Consider the following 22,352-nt stretch of genomic DNA (forward strand, 5'->3'; position numbering starts at 1 on the left):
TTATTCCTTGTGGTAAGCCGTGGCGCGGGCGACTTCTTCTTTCGAACCGAGGAACACCGCTACGCGCTGGTGCAGGCCTTCCGGCTGAATGTCGAGGATGCGCTGGTGACCGTCGGTGGACGCGCCGCCGGCCTGTTCCACCAGGAACGACATCGGGTTGGCTTCGTACATCAGACGCAGTTTGCCCGGCTTGGATGGCTCGCGGCTGTCGCGTGGGTACATGAACAGGCCGCCACGGGTCAGGATGCGGTGCACGTCGGCCACCATCGCCGCGACCCAGCGCATGTTGTAGTTCTTCTTCAGCGGGCCTTCTTCGCCGGCCAGCAGTTCGCTGACGTAGCGTTGTACCGGGGCTTCCCAGTGGCGCTGGTTGGACATGTTGATCGCGAATTCCTGGGTGGTTTCAGGAATGGTGATGTCTTCGTGGGTCAGCACGAAGCTGCCCATTTCGCGGTCCAGAGTGAAGCCTTTGACGCCGTCGCCCAGGGTCAGTACCAGCATGGTCTGCGGGCCGTAGATGGCGTAACCGGCAGCCACCTGCTGGGTGCCTGGCTGCAGGAAGGCTTTTTCGTTCAGCGGCTCGTTCTGGCTCAGGTATTCGTTCGGGCAACGCAGTACCGAGAAGATGGTGCCAACCGGAGCGTTGATGTCGATGTTCGACGAGCCGTCCAGTGGGTCGAACACCAACAGATAGGCGCCTTTCGGGTATTTACCCGGGATCTGGTAGGCATTGTCCATTTCTTCGGACGCCATGCCGGCCAGGTGACCGCCCCATTCGTTGGCTTCGAGAAGGATCTCGTTGGACAGCACGTCGAGTTTCTTCTGCACTTCGCCTTGGACGTTTTCAGTGCCCATGCTGCCCAGAACACCGCCCAGGGCGCCTTTGGACACGGCGTGGCTGATCTCTTTGCAGGCACGCGCCACCACTTCGATCAGGAAGCGCAGATCGGCAGGAGTGTTATTGCTGCGGGTCTGCTCAATCAAATAGCGACTCAGGGTAACGCGGGACATGGACGGCTCCGGTGGAATGGGGGGCTAAAAACCCGCGCAGTTTACAGGGAGTCTGAAAACGTAGCGAGCGATGACGCCCGGTAACGTGCGTTGGGGCGCAATTGCCTCTATCAGACGTGATCGGGTCGAGAGAGTTCAGGCACCGCAATCAGCGTAGTCCGGTTCGGGACGGGTGGTGGTTGAGTTGATAGCGGCAGTTTGCGGATTTTTGTTGATTGATCGACCGACATCGCTGGCAAGCCAGCTCCCACAAGGACTTCGGTCGCTCACCTGTTTTGTGTACACCAAATAACCTGTGGGAGCTGGCTTGCCAGCGATTGGCGCGCAGCGCCAGCCATTCTCAGGAATTGGCTGGCGGTTTGCGCAGCAGACTCGCGGCCATCGCCCCGAGGAACACCACACTCACCAGCAACACCGCCCACAGACCGATCTTCTTCCAGTTGGTCTCGGCCACTGCCGCCGTAGTCGTCGGCGCAGCCTGCGTGGCAACCACTTCACCCTGCACCGAGGCCTTGCCCAGCGCCGCGAGTTTTTCCGCTTTGAAATCCGGAATCAGCGTGCTCAGCGGCAGGTTCGCGGTTTTCACCGTCGGATTGCCCAGCGCCAGACTGTACGGCCCGTCACCACGCGCCAGGAAAATCACCTGCGTCGCCCGCACCGCGTATTTCAGACTCGGTGCCTGCTCGCCCAGACCGCCGCCACGCTCATCCACGCTCAGTTTCAGCTGCTGCACAGTCTGCTCGTACAACTGCAATTCGTTCTGCACCACGTCCTGACCGTTCTGGGTCAGGCGATACAGCAAACCGTTGCTCAGGGTCTGCCACGGCAGGCTGCTTTCTCGGCGACCGGCGAGAGTGACCGGCGCCAGACTGTTCGGTTGTTTCAGTTCGACCTGCACCCGCTCGACATTCAGCCCCATCGGCAATTGCCAGGTGTACTCGCCGGACTTGGTGCTGCTGCCGGCCAGCGCTTGCGACCAGACCAACGGCAGCGGCACGTTGCGTGGATCGCTGCTTTTCAGTTGCGCCGACGTGAGGATTGGCGCCGAGGTTGGCGCATCCCACAGCAGGCGCAGATAACGCGCCGATTGCCCCGGCAGCGTCACCTCATGCTGCTCGATGCGCTCGTCGGAAAAGGTAAGCCGCGCCACCTGCCCCTCGCCCCACGTCTGCCAATGCTGCAAGTCATCACTGGCCTCGATGCTGAAGCGCTGGAAGCCGTCGCGTTCGCTGGTCCAGTCGAGGATCAGTTGCTGCAGCGGCGCCTTGATCGCACTGGCATCGAGCAGCCAGCCACGCAGCACCTCTTCACCAGCCTCCAGTTGAGTCGACGGCTGCACTTCCACCAACGTGCCGGTGGTGGTCGATTGCACGCGCACGTTCGGCGCGCGCTCGCTGGCGTCGGCGGCGTTGTACAGCGGGAACCACTTCACTTCATGCAACTGACCGTCGTCGCGGGTCTGCGCCGATTCCCGGGCCAGGGCGTAAGCCTGCGGCTCGCCGGCAGCGTTGAACACGCGCAGGTCACTGAGATCGGTCTGGCGTGCCTGCAATTGCGCGCTCAGCGGCAGGTCGAGGCGATACCACGGGCCATTGCCGCTCACCGTCAGCGGCACCTGCGTGGCGAAGTCCGCCGGTTTTTCCTGGGCGCCGGCAGCCATCACCACGCCCAGCAGCAACCACCCCAGATTCAGCATGCGACTCAAGATGAAACTCCTTCGGTATCCGGCACGGGTTTGTCCGCCACCGGTTCGGCTTCGACGCGTTTCGGTGGCAGCGGCGCAAAGTAGCCCACCACCAGCAGCAACACGCCGACCCCGATAAACGAGACGATCCGGGCGAGACCGCCACGGTTGCTCAATTCGACAAAAACCAGTTTGGCCACCACCAGCGCAATCAGCGCCGCACCGATCAGCCACACTTCGCGACGGTGACGCAGATGGCCGCCGATCATCAGCCCCAACGCCATCAGGGTCCAGACGATGGACAACCCGGCCTGCACCAGCATCGATTCGAGCAGCAGCTCCAGCTCGAACGGAATCCCCGCCCAATGGTGTGCGGCGCGGGTCACCAAAGCGGTGCAGAAAGCGAACAGCGAAACCCCGGCGACCAGTTGCGTGGCGTACTCGGCGTAATCCTTGCGCAGGGCGAACTGCGTCACCGCATGACGCGACCACACGTACACCCCGAACAGGGCGAACAGCAGGCCCAATTCCAGCGGGTTGATCAGCGGCACGTACGGCAGCGGTTCGGCATTGCCGTCGCTGAAGCCGTTGGCCAGCCAGAACCACGCCAGCATCAGCACTGCCAGCGGCGCAGCGGCATACAAACGATATTCGCGGGGGAACGCTGCCACCGGCCATGGCCAGTTGCGCGGAGCCGCGGCCAGCAACAGATACAGGCTCGGCAGGATTGCCCAGCCCAGCCAGCGCCAGGCGTTGTATTGCTCGGACAACAGCAGCAGGCCGTAGCGCAACTCCAGCGCCAGCACGCCGATCAACAGCCAGCAACCCAGCACGTGCGCCGTGCTCAAGGCGCGTGCCGGCAGCATCGGTGCCAGACGCCGCAGGCTGAAGAAGTGCACGACGAACACCAGTGGCCACACCAGCCAGCCAACATTCGACGCCGGGTGATAACGCGCCTGCCACGCCGCCAGCAGCACCAGCCCCGCCGCCGGAATCAGCAACGTGCAGAGCAGGCCCAGCGCCGGCCATTTCAGACGCAGCGACAGCAATGTCCACAGCGCTACACTCAGCGCAGCGACCAGCAGCAACAGCGTCGCCTGCAGATTCAACGGCGCAAAACGCAGCACTTCGCTGACCCACGCCAACGCCCACCAACCGGCGCCCCACACCAGCAGCACTTCAGACAGACGCTGCAAACTCAGCGCATCGAAGGCCGAGGCGTGATTGCCCAGTTGCAGGCGCCAGGCACCGATCATCGCGGCCAGCCCCAATACCAGCGGCGTCCAGAAGCCGCCGTGGGCCAACGGTCGCAGACCTTCGCTGGACAGCGGCCCGAGCAACTCGGGGCCGGCGAGCAAAAACGCTGCGCCGCCGATCAACTGCAACAACAGCCCGAAGACAAAACTCACGCGCTGCTTGAGGTACAGGCTCAACCAGATGATCAGCAATCCGCTGGCCGCCCACACCGCACTCGCGGTTTGCCACGGCAGCACGAACAGCACCGCCAGATTGATCAGCACCAACCCCGCCAGCAACACCACCGACAAGCCGCGCAGCAGCCGCACATCGCCGCGCACCATCTCGTCGCGCGCCGCCAGCAACATGCCGGCGATCAACGCCAGACCGATCAGCGATGCGCTGAGCAAACCGCTCCAGCCGGCGCTGAACACCGCCGCCGAATCCTCGCCTGCACCTTGCAGGCGCAACAGGAACAACGCACCACCGAGCAACTGCACGGCGAACGCGGTGAACAGGAACGTGCGCGATTGCAGGCGCAGGCCGACAAACAAGGTCACCAGTCCGGCCAGGGCCCAACTGATCGCTGTTGCCTGAACCAGGAAAAACAGCGGCGCCAACAGGTACAGGAAGGTCAGACCCAGTGCCGCCAGCACCGGCAAACCCTGGCGCTCCCACGGCGAAGCCTGTTCCGCCGAGGCTTTGCGCAATTGATAGAAACTGAACAGCAGCGCGATGCCGAGCATCAACGCCCCCAGCGGTGCGCCGTCGAGCAGGCTGCTTTCGCCAACCCGCAACTGACTGAGGAACGCCAGCGCCGACCCCAGTTGCAGCAGCAAGGCAAACGCTCGGGCGAACGGTCGTTGCTGACGCAGGCCGAGCCAGAAAATCCCCGCGCCCTCCACTGCCCACGCCGCCGACGTCCAGCGTGCATCGAGGCCCAGCGGGATCGCCAGACTGGCGAAAATCACCCCCAGCGCCAGACAGGTTTCGCCCAGCAACAAAGCGCGACCGCCCATCAACACCCGGGCCAGGCCCATGTAGATCACGCCCAGTGCGAGTGCGCTGAACGCAGCGGCGAACTCCAGGTGCTGCACCAACGCAAACTGCAGACCGAAGCCGACGATCGGCGGGCCGAACAGCATCGTACCGTCGACGTAGTCGCCCTTGCGCGCCGACCAGTGCAGCAGCGCCTCGCGGTCACCGTCCGCTGGCGCATCGGGCATGTCGAGCAACTTGCGCCGGGCAAACAACAGGCCAATGCCCAGGTACATCAGGAAGAACAGAATCAGAAACGGCTCGGTGCTCCACAGCAGCTCAGGCGCATAGGAACGCAAGCCCCAGGCGAAACCGATGCCGAACGTGCCAACGAAACCGATCAGATTGAGCAGGCGCCAGGCCTTGAACCAGGCAATGGCGAGAATGCCGGCATTGAGCAGCGCGAAATAGCTGAACAGCGCGACATGATTGCCGGCGCCGGTCGAGGTCAGGATTGGCGCGGCGAAGCCGCCGAGCGCAGCGGCGGCCGCCAGCCCCAGCGCATCCTGAGTGATGGCGAGAATCGCCGAAAACACCGTCACTGCGACCAGCAAACCCAGCGCGGCAGACGGATCGAGCAACGGATGCAGACGCATCGCCGCAAACACCGTCAGGTACAGCACCGCGATCCCGGTGCCCTGCAGGATCAGCGCATAACTGCTGTTGCGCGTACGCAGCCACCAGCCCAGCGCCAGCAGGGCCAAGGCCGCCGCCGCGACGCCGGCGTAACGCAATTCGATCGGCACCACCATGCCTTCGGTGGCATAGCGCAACAGGAACGCCAGCCCGAAGAACAACAGCACCACGCCGACCCGCAGCACCGTGTTGCCACCGAACAGCCAGTTGCGCGCAGCGCTGATGCCGCGCTCGATCAGATTCGGGCCACGGGGCTCGGCGGGTGGTGCAGGTTTTGCTGGCTCGTCTGTAACGGCGTCCAGATGCCAGACATCGGCCGGCAGCGGCTGGCTGGTTTCGCTCGCAGCGACGGTGACCGGTTCGAGTTCGGGTGGCAGTTCCCAGACCAGATCCGGTGTGACGGCGGGTGCCGGTTCGGCGACGATGACGGGTTCGACGACCGGTTCCGCGCCTGCTGCTGGCACCGCGTGAGAGGGGGAGCCTTCCAGCAGATACAGGCGCTGAGCGACGCCTTGCAAAGCCGCTTTTGTCTGTTCAAGTTGGCGCTGTTGCTCTGCAGCCTGCGAGCCAAGCCGGGCGATGCGCAGCGTCTGCCCAATCACAAGCCCGAGCAGTGCACCCAGCAACGCGGCGCTGAACGACTCGTCGAGCAGCCAGCCGAGCAGCAGCCCGATCAACATGAACATCCATTGCATGGTCGATATCCCTAAGCAGCCCGAGGCGGGGCGAGTCCGGCGATTGCTTCAGTCTAGGCACAAACCCTGTGGGAGCGAGCCTGCTCGCGAAAGCGGTTTGTCAGCCAACATTTCTGTTTAACATGACAATCGCTTCGCGAGCAGGCTCGCTCCCACATTGATTGGTGGTGACTGGCGCTGCCGGTAACCGGCGCTCAGTATATCGATCCGGCCCAACAAACGTTGGGCTTTGCGCACATTTGTTGCCGAAAGTTACTCCAGTGCCTTCCAGATATCCGTGGCGTACTCACGAATCGTCCGGTCTGACGAGAACCAGCCCATCCGCGCCGTGTTGAGCACTGCCGAACGCCACCAGTTGTTGGCATCGTGCCAGTGCGCATCGACGCGTTTTTGCGCTTCCCAGTAGGAATCGAAGTCAGCGCAGACCAGGAAGCGGTCGTAGTCCACCAGCGAATCGATCAGCCCGGTGTAGCGCGACGTGTCATCCGGCGAGAACACACCACTGCGAATCGCTTGCAGCACGTCGCTCAAACGATGCGACGCGGCAATGTCCGGTGCAGCGCTGAACTCGTGGTTCTGCTTGCGGGCTTCAACCTGCTGCGCGCTGAGGCCGAAGATGAACATGTGCTCGGCGCCAATACGCTCGCACATCTCCACGTTGGCACCATCGAGGGTGCCGATGGTCAGCGCACCGTTGAGGCCGAACTTCATGTTGCTGGTGCCCGAAGCTTCGAAACCGGCCGTGGAAATCTGCTCGGACAAGTCCGCCGCCGGAATGATGCTTTCCGCCAGGCTGACGTTGTAGTTGGGCAAAAACACCACCTTCAGCAACCCCCGCACGGTCGGGTCGTTGTTCACCACCCGGGCGATGTCGTTGGTCAGTTTGATGATCAGTTTGGCCTGGTGATAACTGGCCGCCGCTTTACCGGCGAAGATTTTCACCCGAGGTACCCAGTCGACTTCAGGCTCGGCGCGAATCGCCTGATACAGCGCCACGGTGTGCATCAGGTTGAGCAACTGGCGCTTGTATTCGTGGATCCGTTTGACCTGAACGTCGAACATCGCCGCCGGATTGACCGCGATCCCCAGCCGCTCATGAATCAAGTAGGCCAAGGCCTTTTTGCTGTGCAGTCGCTGTTCGGCGAAGGCTTTGCGAAACGCAGGCTTCTCCGCGAACGGTTCCAGATCGAGCAGGCGCTCTTCCGGGTTATCCAGCACGTCCGGGCCGAGGGAATCGACCAGCATCGAGGTCAATTCGGAGTTGGCCTGGAAGAGCCAGCGGCGGAAGGTGATGCCGTTGGTTTTGTTGTTGATCCGCTCCGGGTAGAGCTTGTGCAGTTCGGCGAACACGGTCTTGCGCATCAACTGCGTGTGCAGCCCGGACACGCCGTTGACACTGTGCGAACCGAGGAACGCGAGGTTGCCCATGCGCACCCGGCGCCCGTTGTCCTCTTCGATCAGCGACACCGCGCGCAGCACGTCGAAATCGTGGATGCCCTTGGCGCGCAGCGAGTCGATGTGCTGCGCGTTGATCAGATAAATGATCTGCATGTGCCGCGGCAGCATGCGTTCCATCAGACCGACCGGCCAGGTTTCCAGCGCCTCGGGCAGCAGCGTGTGGTTGGTGTACGACAAGGTATCGACGGTGACTTGCCACGCCGCATCCCAGGCCACGTCGTAGACGTCGACCAGTTGCCGCATCAGTTCGGCAACGGCGATCGAAGGGTGGGTGTCGTTGAGCTGGATCGCCGCGTGATCGCCCAGGGTCAGCACCGAGGTGTGCATGTTGCGATGACGGCGCAACAAATCCTGCAGGGAGGCCGCCACGAAAAAGTATTCCTGACGCAGGCGCAGCTCCTGCCCGGCTTCGGTGCTGTCGGCCGGATAGAGAACCCGGGAAATGCTTTCGGCGCGGGCCACTTCAGCCACGGCGCCCAGGTGGTCACCGGCGTTGAAGCGCTCAAGGTGCAAGTCTTCCATGGCGCGCGCGCGCCACAGGCGCAGGGTGTTGACGCTCGCCCCGCGCCAGCCGACCACTGGCGTGTCATAGGCAATCGCCCGGACAGTTTCCGCTGGCGACCAGACCTGCTTGGATTTGCCGCTGGCATCGGTGACAGTTTCGACGCTGCCACCGAAGCCGATGGTGTACACCACTTCCGGACGCTCGAATTCCCACGGGTTGCCGAAATCCAGCCAGTGCTCGGTCTGTTCCTGCTGCCAGCCATCGACGATGGCCTGACGGAACAGACCATGTTCGTAGCGAATGCCGTAGCCGTGCCCGGCGATGCCGAGGGTCGACATGCTCTCCATGAAGCACGCCGCCAGACGTCCGAGGCCGCCATTTCCGAGTGCCGCGTCGGGTTCCAGCAGGCGAATGCGTTCCAGATCGACACCCAGTTCGGTCAGCGCCTCACGGGCGACGTCGAGCAGGCCGAGATTGCTCAGGCTGTCGTAGAGCAAACGACCGATGAGAAATTCCAGCGAGAGGTAATACACCCGCTTCTGGCCTTTGCGGTAGATCTGCCGGGTGTGGTCCATCCAGTGTTCGACCATGTGGTCGCGCGCCGCCAGGGCAATGGCTTCGAACCAGTCATGGTCGAAGGCGTGATCCGGGTCTTTACCCACTGCATAGGTGAGCTTGGTCAGGACGGCGTCGCGAAATGCGGCCACCTCTGCTTCGCGAACTAGTGGTTCTTGAGTCATCGATAGGACCTCGAGCGAGCGGGGAATTGTCTGAGCCTAGACGGTCTGACCGACGGTAGAGGCGCAGGTTCGGCAGTTTTTCCGAAGACGATGAGATAGCCCGGCATTAGCTTGGCGAGTGGGCTAATGAATGCAGGGGCCGTGCCGGACTGAATGGCACAAGCGCTGCATTTGCAAAAATCTGGCGAAAGGTTGTTCAAAAATCCACCAGTCCCGGTATGATCGCGCGCCCTGATGCACACACGCCTGGTAACCCCCGATGATGAAGCCCAACCTGATTGCCGCCGCCGAGATCGACCGTCTCGATACGTGGGCCAAATATTCGGCCCCGATGTGCGGTTCTTGTGTCTCCAGCTGCTGCACCCTGCCGGTCGAGGTCAAGATCAAGGACCTGGTGCGCATCGGCGTGGTCGACGAGTTCGAGCTGGGCGATCCGCCGAAAAACATCGCCAAGCGTCTGCAAAAGGAAGGGCTGGTCGAGCGCTTCAACCAGAAGTCGGGGATCTTCACCCTGCAGCGCATGAGCAACAACGATTGCTACTACCTCGATCGTAAGAGCCGCCTGTGCACCATTTATGACAAGCGCCCGGACACCTGCCGCAACCACCCGAAAATCGGCCCGCGGCCGGGGTATTGCGCGTACAAGCCGAAAGAAGTCGAGCGGGTGCAGAATTCGCGGTCGATCGAGAAGTTCTGACCTTTCCTGAAATGTTCGGCGCCTGTCAGGCCGCCTTCGCTGGCAAGCCAGCTCCCACATTGATTGATGTCGTACACAAGATTCATGTGCGACGCAAAACCCTGTGGGAGCTGGCTTGCCAGCGATGAGGCCAGCACAAACAACGCGTAAACCCCAGACAAACAAAAACGCCCCGGTCTCGCGACCGGGGCGTTTTTTCAAGCTCGGGCTAAATTACGCCTTGGCTTTCTTGGCAGCGCGGGTACGCTCGCTTTCGTCCAGGATCTTCTTGCGAAGACGGATGGACTTAGGAGTGACTTCGCACAGCTCGTCTTCCTGGATGTATTCCAGAGCCTGTTCCAGAGTGAAGCGAACAGGTGGCACCAGAGCGATGGTTTCGTCTTTACCCGAAGCACGCATGTTGTCGAGCTTCTTGCCTTTGGTAGGGTTCACACCCAGGTCGTTGTCGCGGCTGTTCTGACCAACGATCTGACCGTTGTAGATCTCCTGGCCGTGTTCTACGAACAGCTTGCCACGAGCCTGCAGGGTTTCCAGCGAGTAGGTCAGTGCCTTGCCGGTTTCAACCGAAACCAGAACGCCGTTCTGACGGCCGGACATGTGGCCCGACTTCACTGGAGCGTAACGGTCGAAGATCGAGGTCAGGATGCCAGCACCGTTGGTCAGGGTCAGGAACTGGTTACGGAAACCGATCAGACCGCGAGCAGGGATGTTGTATTCCAGACGAACACGGCCCTTGCCATCCGGCACCATGTTGCTCAGGTCGCCCTTACGCAGACCCATCTCTTCCATGACCTTGCCCTGCGATTCTTCAGGGATGTCGATGGTGACGTTTTCGAACGGTTCCTGCTTCACGCCGTCAACTTCACGGATGATCACTTCAGGACGGCCCAGGGCCAGCTCGAAGCCTTCGCGACGCATGGTTTCGATCAGTACCGAGAGGTGCAGCTCACCACGGCCGGAAACCTTGAACTTGTCAGCCGAGTCGCCTTCTTCAACGCGCAGTGCAACGTTGTACAGCAGCTCTTTGTCCAGACGATCCTTGATGTTACGGGAGGTCACGAACTTGCCTTCTTTACCGCAGAATGGCGAGTCGTTTACCTGGAAGGTCATGGAAACGGTTGGCTCGTCAACGGTCAGCGGCTTCATCGCCTCGACGGTGTTGATATCGCACAGGGTGTCGGAGATGAACAGCTCGTCGAAGCCGCTGATGCAGACGATGTCGCCGGCAGCTGCTTCTTCAACGTCGATGCGGTGCAGACCGTGGTGACCCATCAGCTTCAGGATACGACCGTTGCGGCGCTTGCCGTCGGCGCTGATCGCGACAACCGGGGTGTTCGGCTTGACGCGACCACGAGCGATACGGCCAACACCGATAACACCCAGGAAGCTGTTGTAGTCCAGAGCGGAGATCTGCATCTGGAACGGACCGTCACGGTCAACGGCCGGAGGCGGAACGTGGTCGACCACTGCCTGGTACAGCGCAGTCATGTCTTCGCCCATGGCGGTGTGATCCAGACCGGCGATGCCGTTCAGGGCCGAAGCGTAAACAACCTGGAAGTCCAGTTGTTCTTCGGTAGCACCGAGGTTGTCGAACAGGTCGAAGATCTGGTCCAGAACCCAGTCCGGACGCGCGCCTGGACGGTCAACCTTGTTGATGACCACGATTGGACGCAGGCCGGCTTCGAACGCCTTCTTGGTCACGAAACGGGTTTGCGGCATAGGGCCGTCTTGAGCGTCAACCAGCAGCAGAACGGAGTCAACCATCGACATTACGCGTTCTACTTCGCCGCCGAAGTCGGCGTGGCCCGGGGTGTCCACGATGTTGATGTGGTAGCCGTTCCAGTTGATGGCGGTGTTTTTCGCCAGAATGGTAATACCGCGCTCTTTTTCCTGGTCGTTGGAGTCCATCACGCGCTCGTCGTTGAGCTCGTTGCGCTCCAGGGTGCCGGATTGACGCAGGAGTTTGTCTACCAGGGTGGTCTTACCATGGTCAACGTGGGCAATGATGGCGATGTTACGTAGATTTTCGATCACTTGTGTATCTCGATCAGAGGATTCGGTTTGCTGACAAGTCTTGGCAGCGATTAACAGTAGTGTCCGGCATGGCCGTTACAGCTTGACGGCGGTGTCGGGGGGCCGGTGACGCAGGCCACAGGCAAACAGCCCCGGGCACTTAGCTCGGTCGATAAACGCGCACATTGGCATGCCCCTCACTGAGCAAATGGTGAGCATGCAGGCGACTCATCACGCCTTTGTCGCAATACAGCAGGTACTGGCGAGTCGGATCCAGCTCCTTGAAACGAGCGTTCACTGCGTAGAACGGCATCGTCTGTACTTCTATGCCGGCGAGTTCCAGCGGGTCATCCTCGGCCGCATCCGGGTGACGGATGTCGATGACGATCTGACCGGCCAGCGCTTCGCCGACTTCTTCGATCTGCAAGTCCTGGCCCAATTCGTCGATCACTCGATCGATCGGCACCAGTTTGGCGTTTTCGAGCGCACGCTCGAGGACCGCCATGTCGAATTCTTTCTCTTCGTGCTCAACACGGTGGCGCTTGGCGGCGGTCTTCGGATTGACCGAGATGACCCCGCAGTACTCCGGCATGTGCCGGGCGAAATCGGCGGTGCCGATCTCGTTGGCCGTGTCGATGATGTCCTGCTTGTGTGCCACGATCAGTGGGCGCAGGACCAGTTTGTCGGTCACGCAGTCGATCACCGACAGGTTCGGCAGCGTCTGGCTCGATACCTGGGAGATCGCTTCGCCGGTGACCAGCGCGTCGATGTGCAGGCGGTCGGCGATGGCCGAGGATGCGCGCAACATCATACGCTTCAATACGACGCCCATATGACTGTTATCGACTTTGCCGAGAATTTCGCCCAAAACCTCTTCGAAGGGAACACTGACAAATAGCACGCGTTGCGAGCTGCCGTACTTCTTCCAGATGAAATGCGCGACTTCCATCACGCCCAATTCGTGGGCACGCCCACCCAGATTGAAGAAGCAGAAATGTGCCATCAGGCCGCGGCGCATGATCTGATACGCGGCAACCGTCGAGTCAAAGCCGCCGGACATCAATACCAGCGTCTGCTCCAGAGCGCCGAGCGGGTAGCCGCCGATGCCATTGTGCTGGCTGTGGATCACAAACAACCGTTGGTCGCGAACTTCGATGCGAACTTCGATTTGCGGGTCTTTGAGGTCGATTCCGGCCGCACCGCACTCACGACGCAGCTTGCTGCCGACGTATTTTTCGACGTCCATCGAGCTGAACGGATGCTTGCCGGCACGCTTGCAGCGCACCGAGAAAATCTTCCCGGCCAGCTCATTGCCGTAGTGCTGCTTGCACTTCTCGGTGATGTCGTCGAAGTCGCCCAGCGGGTACTCGTCGATCTGCAGAAAGTGCGCGACACCGGGGGTGCAGACCAGGCGCTCGCCCATCTCTTTCAAGGCTTTGGGGTCGGTAACGCGGGTTTCCAGCTCGAGATTGTCCCACACACCGTTCACCACCACGGCCGGGTCCAGATCGCGGAGCACGGCGCGGATGTTCTTGGCCAGCTGGCGGATGAAACGCATCCGGACAGGGCGGCTTTTGATGGTGATCTCGGGGAAGACTTTTACGATTAGTTTCATGAAAACAGCGCGCGCAGGGCCAGCCGAAAAAGGGGGGCGCGGATTATAGCGGAAATTGCTCAAGGTTTAACCAGTTAATATGCAGAAGGTTTCACTTGCACCAAAACGGGTCATTTTTGATTTGAGGCGCTACATTAAGGGGCGAGATTTTCGCCTTTATGACGCTTTGCAGTGCTGCAAGCGTGAATTTGGGGCAAAAAACCCATGCTGGGGCACTGGCATGCAATTTGCTCCCTTGTGAGGCAGGTTGCCTTGGCAGAGTATCTGCGCCGGCATCACCCCTATTAAGGGCATCCACTACCAAGCCCTAAGCCACCCGGAGGACACTATGTCGAAGTCGGTTCAACTCATCAAAGATCATGACGTCAAGTGGATTGATCTGCGCTTCACGGACACCAAAGGCACTCAGCACCACGTGACCATGCCGGCTCGCGATGCGCTGGAAGACGACTTCTTCGAAGTCGGCAAGATGTTCGACGGTTCCTCCATCGCTGGCTGGAAAGGCATCGAAGCCTCCGACATGATCCTGCTGCCGGACGACGATACTGCCGTTCTCGACCCGTTCACCGAAGACGCGACCCTGATCCTGGTCTGCGACATCATCGAACCTTCGACCATGCAAGGTTACGATCGCGACCCGCGTGCCATCGCGCACCGCGCCGAGGAATACCTGAAGACCACCGGTATCGGTGACACCGTCTTCGCCGGTCCAGAGCCAGAATTTTTCATCTTCGACGAAGTGAAGTTCAAGTCCGACATCTCCGGCTCGATGTTCAAGATCTACTCCGAACAAGGCTCGTGGATGTCCGACCAGGACATCGAAGGCGGCAACAAAGGCCACCGTCCAGGCGTCAAAGGTGGCTACTTCCCGGTTCCGCCGTTCGACCACGACCACGAAATCCGTACTGCCATGTGCAACGCACTGGAAGAGATGGGCCAGACCGTTGAAGTTCACCACCACGAAGTGGCGACTGCCGGTCAGAACGAAATCGGTGTCAAGTTCAACACCCTGGTGAAGAAAGCTGACGAAGTTCAGACTCTGAAATACGTTGTCCACAACGTTGCCGACGCTTACGGCCGAACCGCGACCTTCATGCCGAAGCCACTGTACGGCGACAACGGCTCGGGCATGCACGTGCACATGTCCATCGCCAAAGACGGCAAGAACACCTTCGCTGGTGAAGGCTATGCCGGCCTGTCCGAAACTGCTCTGTACTTCATCGGCGGTATCATCAAGCACGGTAAGGCCCTGAACGGCTTCACCAACCCGGCCACCAACTCCTACAAGCGTCTGGTGCCAGGTTTCGAAGCTCCGGTGATGCTGGCCTACTCGGCGCGCAACCGTTCCGCATCGATCCGTATTCCTTACGTCAACAGCCCGCGCGGCCGTCGTATCGAAGCACGCTTCCCGGATCCGGCTGCCAACCCGTACCTGGCTTTCGCAGCACTGCTGATGGCCGGTCTGGACGGTATCCAGAACAAGATCCACCCAGGCGATGCTGCTGACAAAAACCTGTACGACCTGCCGCCTGAAGAGGCGAAAGAGATCCCACAAGTTTGCGGCAGCCTGAAAGAAGCCCTGGAAGAGCTGGACAAGGGCCGTGCGTTCCTGACCAAGGGCGGCGTGTTCTCCGACGACTTCATCGACGCTTACATCGCGCTGAAATCCGAAGAAGAAATCAAGGTCCGCACCTTCGTACACCCACTGGAATATGAGCTGTACTACAGCTGCTGATCCGGTAGCGCCGCGCTACGCGGCGTGACAGAAAGAGGCCTCCTTCGGGAGGCCTTTTTTTGAGGAAAATTCCGACAGCCTCAATCCACAAATTCGCGAACAACTTGCGTATCGTCCGGCATCAATCTTGGTGAACCGCCCGTAGCCTTTTCCTCCTAAGACCATTCGAGGAATAACGCGATGAACAACTACCCCTTCAAAACGCTGCTGGCGACTCTGGCCGCTCTCACCCTGCTGGGTTGCACCTCTCCCGACAAACCCGGGCAGATAGAGCGCAAGCTCTTGCTTGAAAGCAGCACGTCTTGGGATGGAACGCCCTACGTACGCTATCCCAACGCCGCCCCCGAACTGTCGGTGCTCAAACTCAGGATCCCCGCCAATACCCAGCTCCAATGGCACACCCACCCGACACCCAACGCCGCTTATATTCTCTCCGGCGAACTGACGATCGAAAGCCGGGACGATGGCCGCAGCCAGCGTTTCAAGCAGGGCGAGGCCGTTGCCGAGATGGTCGACCGCAGTCATCGCGGCGTCACCGGGGATGAACCCGTAGAGCTGGTTGTGTTCTATGCTGGCGGCGAGGGTATTCCATTGTCGGAGTGATATCCGCTGCTCACAGGACGTCCGAATGCGGTCATTGCTGTTAATTCTGTTGCTGGCTTGCACGTGTACCGCATCAGCACAGATCTACAAGTACACCGACGCCAGCGGTAACACGGTGTACAGCGATCATGCGCCGGACGGCGTACAAGCGCAGCCGGTGGATTTGCCGCCGCTCAACCGCGTTCAGCCTCAGACACCGAGTGCGCCTCCTTCAGACACCGCCAGCCGTGCGCCAGCGCGCAATGCCTATCAAGTGCTGGAGCTGACCGGCCTGCCCACCGAAGAGGCCCTGCGCGCCAACAATGGCACCTTCACCGTCAGCGTGCTGATCAAGCCGCGCCTGCAGGCGCCGCACCAGTTAAGGCTGGTCCTGGACGACGCACCTTACGGCCAGCCGAGCAATGTGCCGATCCTGCAACTGGTGAACGTCGATCGCGGCGAGCATCGTCTCGCGGTGCAAGTGATCGACGGCGAAGCGATCATCCAGCAGAGCCCGGCGGTAGTGTTCACCTTGCAGCGGGTGCACAAGCCATGAGGATTTTCTGGCTGATCCTGTGCCTGTGCGCCCAGTCCGTGCACGCCGAGGTCTTTACCTACATCGATGCACAGGGCAATCGCGTCTACACCGACCAGCCACGCGGCAATGCCAAGCGCGTACCTGTCGCGACCAGTAATCGCATGTCGGCCAACCCCACGGCTGCAGTTCCGATCAGCACTGCGAAAAAGGTCGCGGAACAACCATTGTTCCACTACGACATGCTGCGCATCCTGATTCCCGAGCCGGACGCGACCCTTCGCAGCAGCGCCGGCGAGGTGATCGTCAGCGTCACCAGCGAACCGGGCCTGCAGCAGGGCCATCGCTATCGCCTGCTACTGGACGGCCAGGCCACCGGCGAGCCGGGCCTGAGTCCGGTGTTCCCGCTGAGCAACATTGATCGCGGCAGCCACAACCTGTCGGTGGAAATCCTCGATGAGCAGGGTCGCACCGTCGAGCGCACCGCCAACCAGCCGTTCCACATGCTGCGCATCTCCCTGGCGCAGAAGCGCCAGGTCAAACCCTGCGTCACCGAAGACTACGGCGTACGCCCGGAATGCCCGCTGAAAGACAAACCGGTCGAAGAAAAAAACCCCTTCCTGCGTTTCTTCTAACGCCGTTCAGCTTTGCGCACTATATTGGTGCACGAGACTGCACCGTACCCATATTCCAACCCATTTTGGTTCGAAACTTCCCGCTCGCGTGCATTGAGCGCCACGCAAACGAGCGTCAAACGCCTGTTTCAGGGGTTGAACGCTTCTTTTCGGAGCCTTGGTTTGGTTTTTGCATTTTCCGTTTAACGACGCCTGCTTCTTGCGCACGCTCCGCCCCCAAAAGAGGCTCCGATGACTATTAGCGACGCAATCCACCGTTTGCTGCTCGACAACTTGACCACTGCCACCATTCTGCTCGATGCCGAACTACGCCTTGAGTACATGAACCCGGCAGCTGAAATGCTGCTGGCCATCAGCGGCCAGCGCAGCCATGGGCAGTTCATCAGCGAGCTGTTCACCGAGTCCACCGAGGCGCTCAACTCACTGCGTCAGGCGGTGGAACAGGCGCACCCGTTCACCAAACGCGAAGCGATGCTCACCGCCCTCACCGGCCAGACCCTGACCGTGGACTATGCGGTGACACCGATCCTCAGCAACGGCGCGACCATGCTTCTGCTTGAGGTGCACCCGCGTGATCGCCTGCTGCGGATCACCAAGGAAGAGGCGCAACTGTCCAAGCAGGAAACCAGCAAGATGCTGGTGCGCGGCCTCGCCCACGAGATCAAGAACCCGCTGGGCGGCATCCGTGGCGCCGCGCAATTGCTGGCCCGCGAACTGCCGGAAGACAGCCTGCGCGACTACACCAACGTGATCATTGAAGAGGCCGACCGTCTGCGCAATCTGGTCGACCGCATGCTCGGCTCGAACAAACTGCCGTCGCTGGCACTGTGCAACGTCCACGAAGTGCTCGAACGCGTCTGCCAACTGGTCGAAGCGGAAAGCCAGGGTTGCATCACCTTGGTGCGCGACTACGACCCGAGCATTCCCGACGTATTGATCGACCGTGAGCAAATGATTCAGGCCGTACTGAATATCGTGCGCAACGCGATGCAGGCGATCAGCAGCCAGAACGAGCTGCGTCTGGGCCGCATCAGCCTGCGCACCCGGACCATGCGCCAGTTCACCATCGGCCACGTCCGCCATCGCCTGGTGACCAAGATCGAGATCATCGACAACGGCCCGGGGATCCCTGCAGAACTTCAGGAAACCATCTTCTTTCCCATGGTCAGCGGCCGCCCGGATGGTACCGGGCTGGGCCTGGCCATCACCCAGAACATCATCAGCCAGCACCAGGGCCTGATCGAGTGTGACAGCCACCCCGGCCACACCACGTTCTCGATCTTTCTGCCACTGGAACAAGGAGCCACATCGACATGAGCCGTAGTGAAACCGTGTGGATCGTCGATGACGACCGTTCTATCCGTTGGGTTCTGGAAAAAGCCTTGCAGCAGGAAGGCATGACCACGCAGAGCTTCGACAGCGCCGATGGCGTGATGAGTCGTCTGGCCCGTCAGCAGCCTGATGTGATCATTTCCGACATCCGCATGCCGGGCGCCAGTGGCCTCGACCTGCTGGCGCGTATCCGCGAGCAACACCCACGGTTGCCGGTGATCATCATGACCGCGCACTCCGACCTCGACAGCGCAGTGGCCTCGTATCAGGGCGGCGCTTTCGAATACCTGCCCAAGCCCTTCGACGTGGACGAGGCGGTATCGCTGGTCAAGCGCGCCAATCAGCATGCGCAAGAGCAGCAAGGCCTGGAGGTGGTGCCGGCGCTGACCCGCACCCCGGAAATCATCGGCGAAGCGCCGGCGATGCAGGAGGTGTTTCGCGCCATCGGCCGCTTGAGCCACTCCAACATCACCGTGCTGATCAACGGCGAATCCGGTACCGGTAAAGAACTGGTGGCCCACGCCCTGCACCGCCACAGCCCGCGCGCGGCCTCGCCGTTCATCGCGCTGAACATGGCGGCGATCCCCAAGGACCTGATGGAATCCGAGCTGTTCGGCCACGAAAAAGGCGCATTCACCGGCGCGGCCAACCTGCGTCGCGGGCGCTTTGAACAGGCGGACGGCGGCACGCTGTTCCTCGACGAAATCGGCGACATGCCGGCCGATACCCAGACCCGTTTGCTGCGGGTGCTGGCCGACGGCGAGTTCTATCGCGTTGGCGGGCATGTGCCGGTCAAGGTCGATGTGCGGATCATTGCCGCGACTCACCAGAATCTGGAAACCTTGGTGCATGCCGGGAAATTCCGTGAGGACTTGTTCCACCGCCTCAACGTGATCCGCATCCACATCCCGCGTCTGTCGGACCGTCGCGAAGACATCCCGACCCTGGCCAAGCACTTCCTCAGCCGCGCCGCACAAGAACTGGCGGTAGAGCCGAAGCTGCTCAAGAGCGAGACCGAGGAATACCTGAAGAACCTGCCATGGCCGGGCAACGTACGGCAGTTGGAGAACACCTGCCGCTGGATCACGGTGATGGCCTCCGGGCGCGAAGTGCACATCAGTGATCTGCCGCCGGAACTGCTGAGCCTGCCGCAGGATTCGGCGCCGGTGACCAACTGGGAGCAGGCGCTGCGCCAGTGGGCCGATCAGGCATTGGCCCGCGGCCAGTCGAGCCTGCTCGACAGCGCGGTGCCGGCGTTCGAGCGGATCATGATCGAGACTGCACTGAAGCACACGGCCGGTCGCCGTCGTGATGCGGCGGTATTGCTCGGCTGGGGGCGTAATACCCTGACGCGCAAGATCAAGGAATTGGGGATGAAAGTGGATGGTGGGGATGATGATGAGGGGGATGAGGGTTAACTCGGCACTCTAGTCGTCCGCGAAAAGATCGCAGCCTTCGGCAGCTCCTACAGAGAACGCATATCCCTGTAGGAGCTGCCGAAGGCTGCGATCTTTTTTTGTGTGCACCGCCACAAGGCACGGCGAACCGCAATTGGGCATGACTCACTGATCAAAAAAACACCAACAAGATCAAAGCTTCAACCAAGCAGAGGCATCAAATCCCCGATTCACGGGGCTTTCGCGGCTCTTAGGCTTTTTTCTGTTTCGAAATACTAAAACTGGCACGCCACCTGCAGTAACGCTTACAGGTGATTCGATTCACCAACCCTTTCGGGGACCTTGGTACAGGCAGGCCGGGGATTCCCCTCTTTACACCGGGTTCAAAACCGCAACGCGGCGAACTCACCCTTTTGGGATCCTTGGTACAGGCAGGCCGGGGGTTCCCTCTTTACACCGGACCGACGCTCTCAGCGAAGTCCACCCCCGTTTTGGGAACCCTGGTACAGGCAGGCCGGGGATTCCCGCTTTTATTGCTCACGGAGATGGATCTGCAGCCGCCAGCGGTCCTCGACTTTGCTGCCGGCCCACTCCCCGTGCAGCGGCCGCGCCGCCAGCACCGTCAGCAACAGCCCACCGTCACTCACCCGCGTTCGCCAGTTCACGTCCTTGCCGTTGAGTTTCAACTGGCCTTTCTGCGCGCGGCCTTCAGCCTGGAACAACAGGGCCACGGTGCCGTCGATGATCTCGCCGTGCAGTTGCGGTTCGTTGTTGAACCACACCACCAGGCCGTCATCGCTCACCTCGACCTGCTGCAACACAGTCGGATCCGGCGTGGTCAGGCGACCGATCATCAAACCGATCATCAGCCCGAAAATTGCCAGCGAACCGATTACCCGCGGGAATAGTTTCGAACGCGGGTCGGCTTGCGGCGTAGAATGCGCGTCATCTTTACCTTCGGAGCCGTGCATGTTTCACGTCATCCTTTTTCAACCAGAAATTCCGCCGAACACCGGCAACGTTATCAGGCTGTGCGCCAACAGCGGCTGCCACCTGCATTTGATCGAACCGCTGGGTTTCGAGATGGACGACAAACGCTTGCGCCGGGCCGGCCTCGACTACCACGAATATGCCACGTTGCAGCGCCATGCCGACCTCGCCAGTTGCCTGGAAAGCCTCGGCTACCCACGCTTGTTCGCGTTCACCACCAAAGGCTCGCGGCCGTTTCACGATGCCGCGTTCGTCCCGGGTGATGCGTTCATCTTCGGCCCGGAAAGCCGTGGCCTGCCGCCGGAAGTGCTCGACGCCCTGCCCGCCGAACAACGCCTGCGCCTGCCGATGCGTGAAGGCTGCCGCAGCCTCAACCTGTCCAATACCGTGGCGGTGGCCGTGTACGAAGCGTGGCGGCAGAACGACTTTAAATAACCACCCGAGCCTTCGGCAGCTCCTACATGAAGTCATGAAGTCTGTATTCCAACCCAAGAAAAAAGCGCCTGTTACGGCGCTTTTTTCGTTGTCGCTCAAACCGCTTATTGAACGGTCGGGGTCTCGCCCGCAGCCTGCATGCGCTGCAGCTCTTGCGCGTACAGGCCGTCGAAGTTCACCGGCGCCAGCATCAGGGCCGGGAACGAACCACGGGTCACCAGGCTGTCCAGGGTTTCGCGAGCGTACGGGAACAGGATGTTCGGGCAGAACGCACCCAGGGTGTGGCTCATCGAAGCCGCGTCGAGGTTCTTGATCAGGAAGATACCGGCCTGTTGCACTTCAGCGATGAAGGCCACTTCGTCGCCGTTTTTCACGGTCACGGACAGGGTCAGCACGACTTCGTAGAAATCACCTTCCAGCTCTTTCTGGCGAGTGTTCAGATCCAGACCGACGGTCGGGTCCCACTGCTGGCGGAAGATCGCCGGGCTTTTCGGGGCTTCGAAGGACAGATCGCGTACGTAGATGCGCTGCAAGGAGAATTGCGGTGCGGTTTCTTCTTCGCTGGCTGCAGTGTTCTGTTGGTCAGTCATCTCAGATCCTTTCTGATCTTGGGTCTTTTAGGGATTGCTGTACGTGGGTGCAGCCGTTCAGGCCTTGAGCAGCGCGTCGAGCTTGCCGGCGCGCTCCAGGGCATACAAATCATCACAACCGCCGATGTGCTTTTCGCCGATCCAGATCTGCGGCACGGACGTGCGTCCGGCCTTCTGGCTCATGGCAGCACGAATCTGCGGCTTGCCATCGACCTTGATCTCTTCGAAGGCCACACCTTTGTTCGCGAGCAATTGCTTGGCTCGCATGCAGTAAGGGCAGTAGTCGCTGGAGTAGACGATGACTTCGCTCATATCACTTCACCAGCGGCAGGTTGTCGCCTTTCCAGCTGGAGATCCCGCCGGACAGCTTGGCGGCGGTGAAGCCGGATTTCATCAGCTCGCGGGCGTGGGTGCCGGCGGTCTGGCCCAAAGCATCGACCAGAATGATGGTCTTGGCCTTGTGCTTTTCCAGCTCGCCGGTACGCGCAGCCAGCTTGTCTTGAGGAATGTTGATCGCGCCAACGATATGGCCGGCGGCGTAATCTTTCGCCGGACGGATGTCCACCACCACGCCTGCGTCCTTGTTGACCAGTGCGGTCAGTTCGCCGGTGCTCAGGCTTTTACCGCCGCCCTGCATCGTGTGCGCCAGCAGCAAAGCCAGCAATACGACGAAGATACCGACAAGAATGTAGTGGTTAGTGGCAAATTCAATCAGGTGAGCAACCATCGAAGGAGGTTCCAGGGCGTTAAAATGTCGGCCAGTATACACAGCCCCCAAGGTGGGCCAAACCCC

Annotated in this window: 18 protein-coding genes; 8 read left to right on the forward strand and 10 right to left on the reverse strand. The window is 60.8% G+C overall.

What is annotated here, in order from left to right:
• The 4 genes from PMI25_RS18745 to PMI25_RS18760 form a co-directional block, all read right to left on the reverse strand.
• The gene (locus PMI25_RS18745; RefSeq protein WP_007961744.1) at positions 1–1,011 is read right to left on the reverse strand and encodes a class 1 fructose-bisphosphatase; all 1,011 of its coding nucleotides are present in this window, start codon (positions 1,009–1,011) and stop codon (positions 1–3) included.
• 340 nt (positions 1,012–1,351) lie between these two features.
• A complete protein-coding gene (locus PMI25_RS18750; RefSeq protein ID WP_007961743.1) occupies positions 1,352–2,716 on the reverse strand; it encodes a DUF3999 domain-containing protein in 1,365 nt (454 codons plus the stop codon).
• The gene (locus PMI25_RS18755) at positions 2,713–6,300 is read right to left on the reverse strand and encodes a DUF2339 domain-containing protein (protein ID WP_007961742.1); all 3,588 of its coding nucleotides are present in this window, start codon (positions 6,298–6,300) and stop codon (positions 2,713–2,715) included. The genes PMI25_RS18750 and PMI25_RS18755 overlap by 4 nt, the downstream gene beginning before the upstream one ends.
• 252 nt (positions 6,301–6,552) lie before the next feature.
• Positions 6,553–9,003: a glycogen/starch/alpha-glucan phosphorylase gene (locus PMI25_RS18760; RefSeq protein WP_007961741.1), complete on the reverse strand. Its 2,451-nt coding sequence runs from the start codon at positions 9,001–9,003 to the stop codon at positions 6,553–6,555.
• 259 nt (positions 9,004–9,262) lie between these two features.
• On the opposite strand from PMI25_RS18760, the gene PMI25_RS18765 reads away from it, so the two are divergent.
• On the forward strand, positions 9,263–9,700 hold the full coding sequence (locus tag PMI25_RS18765) for a YkgJ family cysteine cluster protein (protein ID WP_007961740.1): 438 nt from the start codon (positions 9,263–9,265) through the stop codon (positions 9,698–9,700).
• A 213-nt stretch (positions 9,701–9,913) separates the two neighbouring features.
• On the opposite strand, the gene typA is transcribed toward PMI25_RS18765, so the two are convergent.
• Together typA and thiI are read right to left on the reverse strand one after the other, a co-directional pair.
• Entirely contained in the window at positions 9,914–11,734 is a 1,821-nt protein-coding gene (gene typA, locus PMI25_RS18770; RefSeq protein ID WP_007961739.1) for a translational GTPase TypA, read from the reverse strand.
• A 139-nt stretch (positions 11,735–11,873) separates the two neighbouring features.
• Positions 11,874–13,328 (reverse strand): tRNA uracil 4-sulfurtransferase ThiI, encoded by a 1,455-nt coding sequence (gene thiI, locus PMI25_RS18775; RefSeq protein WP_007961738.1) that lies wholly within the window; start codon positions 13,326–13,328, stop codon positions 11,874–11,876.
• A 328-nt stretch (positions 13,329–13,656) separates the two neighbouring features.
• On the opposite strand from thiI, the gene glnA reads away from it, so the two are divergent.
• The 6 genes from glnA to ntrC all read left to right on the forward strand — a co-directional run bounded on the left by glnA (position 13,657) and on the right by ntrC (position 19,565).
• Complete coding sequence (gene glnA, locus PMI25_RS18780; RefSeq protein ID WP_007961736.1) at positions 13,657–15,063, forward strand: glutamate--ammonia ligase; 1,407 nt, start codon at positions 13,657–13,659, stop codon at positions 15,061–15,063.
• Between the two features lie 180 nt (positions 15,064–15,243).
• On the forward strand, positions 15,244–15,666 hold the full coding sequence (locus PMI25_RS18785; RefSeq protein WP_007961734.1) for a cupin domain-containing protein: 423 nt from the start codon (positions 15,244–15,246) through the stop codon (positions 15,664–15,666).
• Positions 15,667–15,691: 25 nt separating this feature from the next.
• Entirely contained in the window at positions 15,692–16,201 is a 510-nt protein-coding gene (locus PMI25_RS18790; RefSeq protein ID WP_007961733.1) for a DUF4124 domain-containing protein, read from the forward strand.
• A complete protein-coding gene (locus PMI25_RS18795) occupies positions 16,198–16,815 on the forward strand; it encodes a DUF4124 domain-containing protein (protein WP_007961731.1) in 618 nt (205 codons plus the stop codon). The genes PMI25_RS18790 and PMI25_RS18795 overlap by 4 nt, the downstream gene beginning before the upstream one ends.
• A gap of 231 nt (positions 16,816–17,046) precedes the next feature.
• On the forward strand, positions 17,047–18,132 hold the full coding sequence (gene glnL, locus PMI25_RS18800) for a nitrogen regulation protein NR(II) (protein WP_007961730.1): 1,086 nt from the start codon (positions 17,047–17,049) through the stop codon (positions 18,130–18,132).
• A complete protein-coding gene (gene ntrC / locus PMI25_RS18805; RefSeq protein ID WP_007961729.1) occupies positions 18,129–19,565 on the forward strand; it encodes a nitrogen regulation protein NR(I) in 1,437 nt (478 codons plus the stop codon). The genes glnL and ntrC overlap by 4 nt, the downstream gene beginning before the upstream one ends.
• 509 nt (positions 19,566–20,074) lie before the next feature.
• Here ntrC and PMI25_RS18810 read toward each other — a convergent pair.
• Complete coding sequence (locus PMI25_RS18810; protein WP_045122120.1) at positions 20,075–20,515, reverse strand: hypothetical protein; 441 nt, start codon at positions 20,513–20,515, stop codon at positions 20,075–20,077.
• Between PMI25_RS18810 and PMI25_RS18815 the strand changes: the two genes are divergently transcribed.
• Positions 20,514–20,969 (forward strand): tRNA (cytidine(34)-2'-O)-methyltransferase, encoded by a 456-nt coding sequence (locus PMI25_RS18815; protein WP_007961727.1) that lies wholly within the window; start codon positions 20,514–20,516, stop codon positions 20,967–20,969. The two genes, PMI25_RS18810 and PMI25_RS18815, sit on opposite strands and share 2 nt — an antisense overlap.
• A gap of 104 nt (positions 20,970–21,073) precedes the next feature.
• On the opposite strand, the gene secB is transcribed toward PMI25_RS18815, so the two are convergent.
• From secB to PMI25_RS18830, 3 genes are read right to left on the reverse strand one after another with little or no spacing between them, the layout of a single operon-like run.
• Complete coding sequence (secB, locus tag PMI25_RS18820) at positions 21,074–21,559, reverse strand: protein-export chaperone SecB (RefSeq protein WP_007961726.1); 486 nt, start codon at positions 21,557–21,559, stop codon at positions 21,074–21,076.
• 57 nt (positions 21,560–21,616) lie between these two features.
• A complete protein-coding gene (grxC, locus tag PMI25_RS18825; protein WP_003220774.1) occupies positions 21,617–21,871 on the reverse strand; it encodes a glutaredoxin 3 in 255 nt (84 codons plus the stop codon).
• 1 nt (position 21,872) lies between these two features.
• Entirely contained in the window at positions 21,873–22,286 is a 414-nt protein-coding gene (locus PMI25_RS18830; protein WP_007961724.1) for a rhodanese-like domain-containing protein, read from the reverse strand.
• Positions 22,287–22,352: the final 66 nt, after the last annotated feature.

This window comes from Pseudomonas sp. GM30, from assembly GCF_000282275.2.
Classification (GTDB): Bacteria; Pseudomonadota; Gammaproteobacteria; order Pseudomonadales; family Pseudomonadaceae; genus Aquipseudomonas.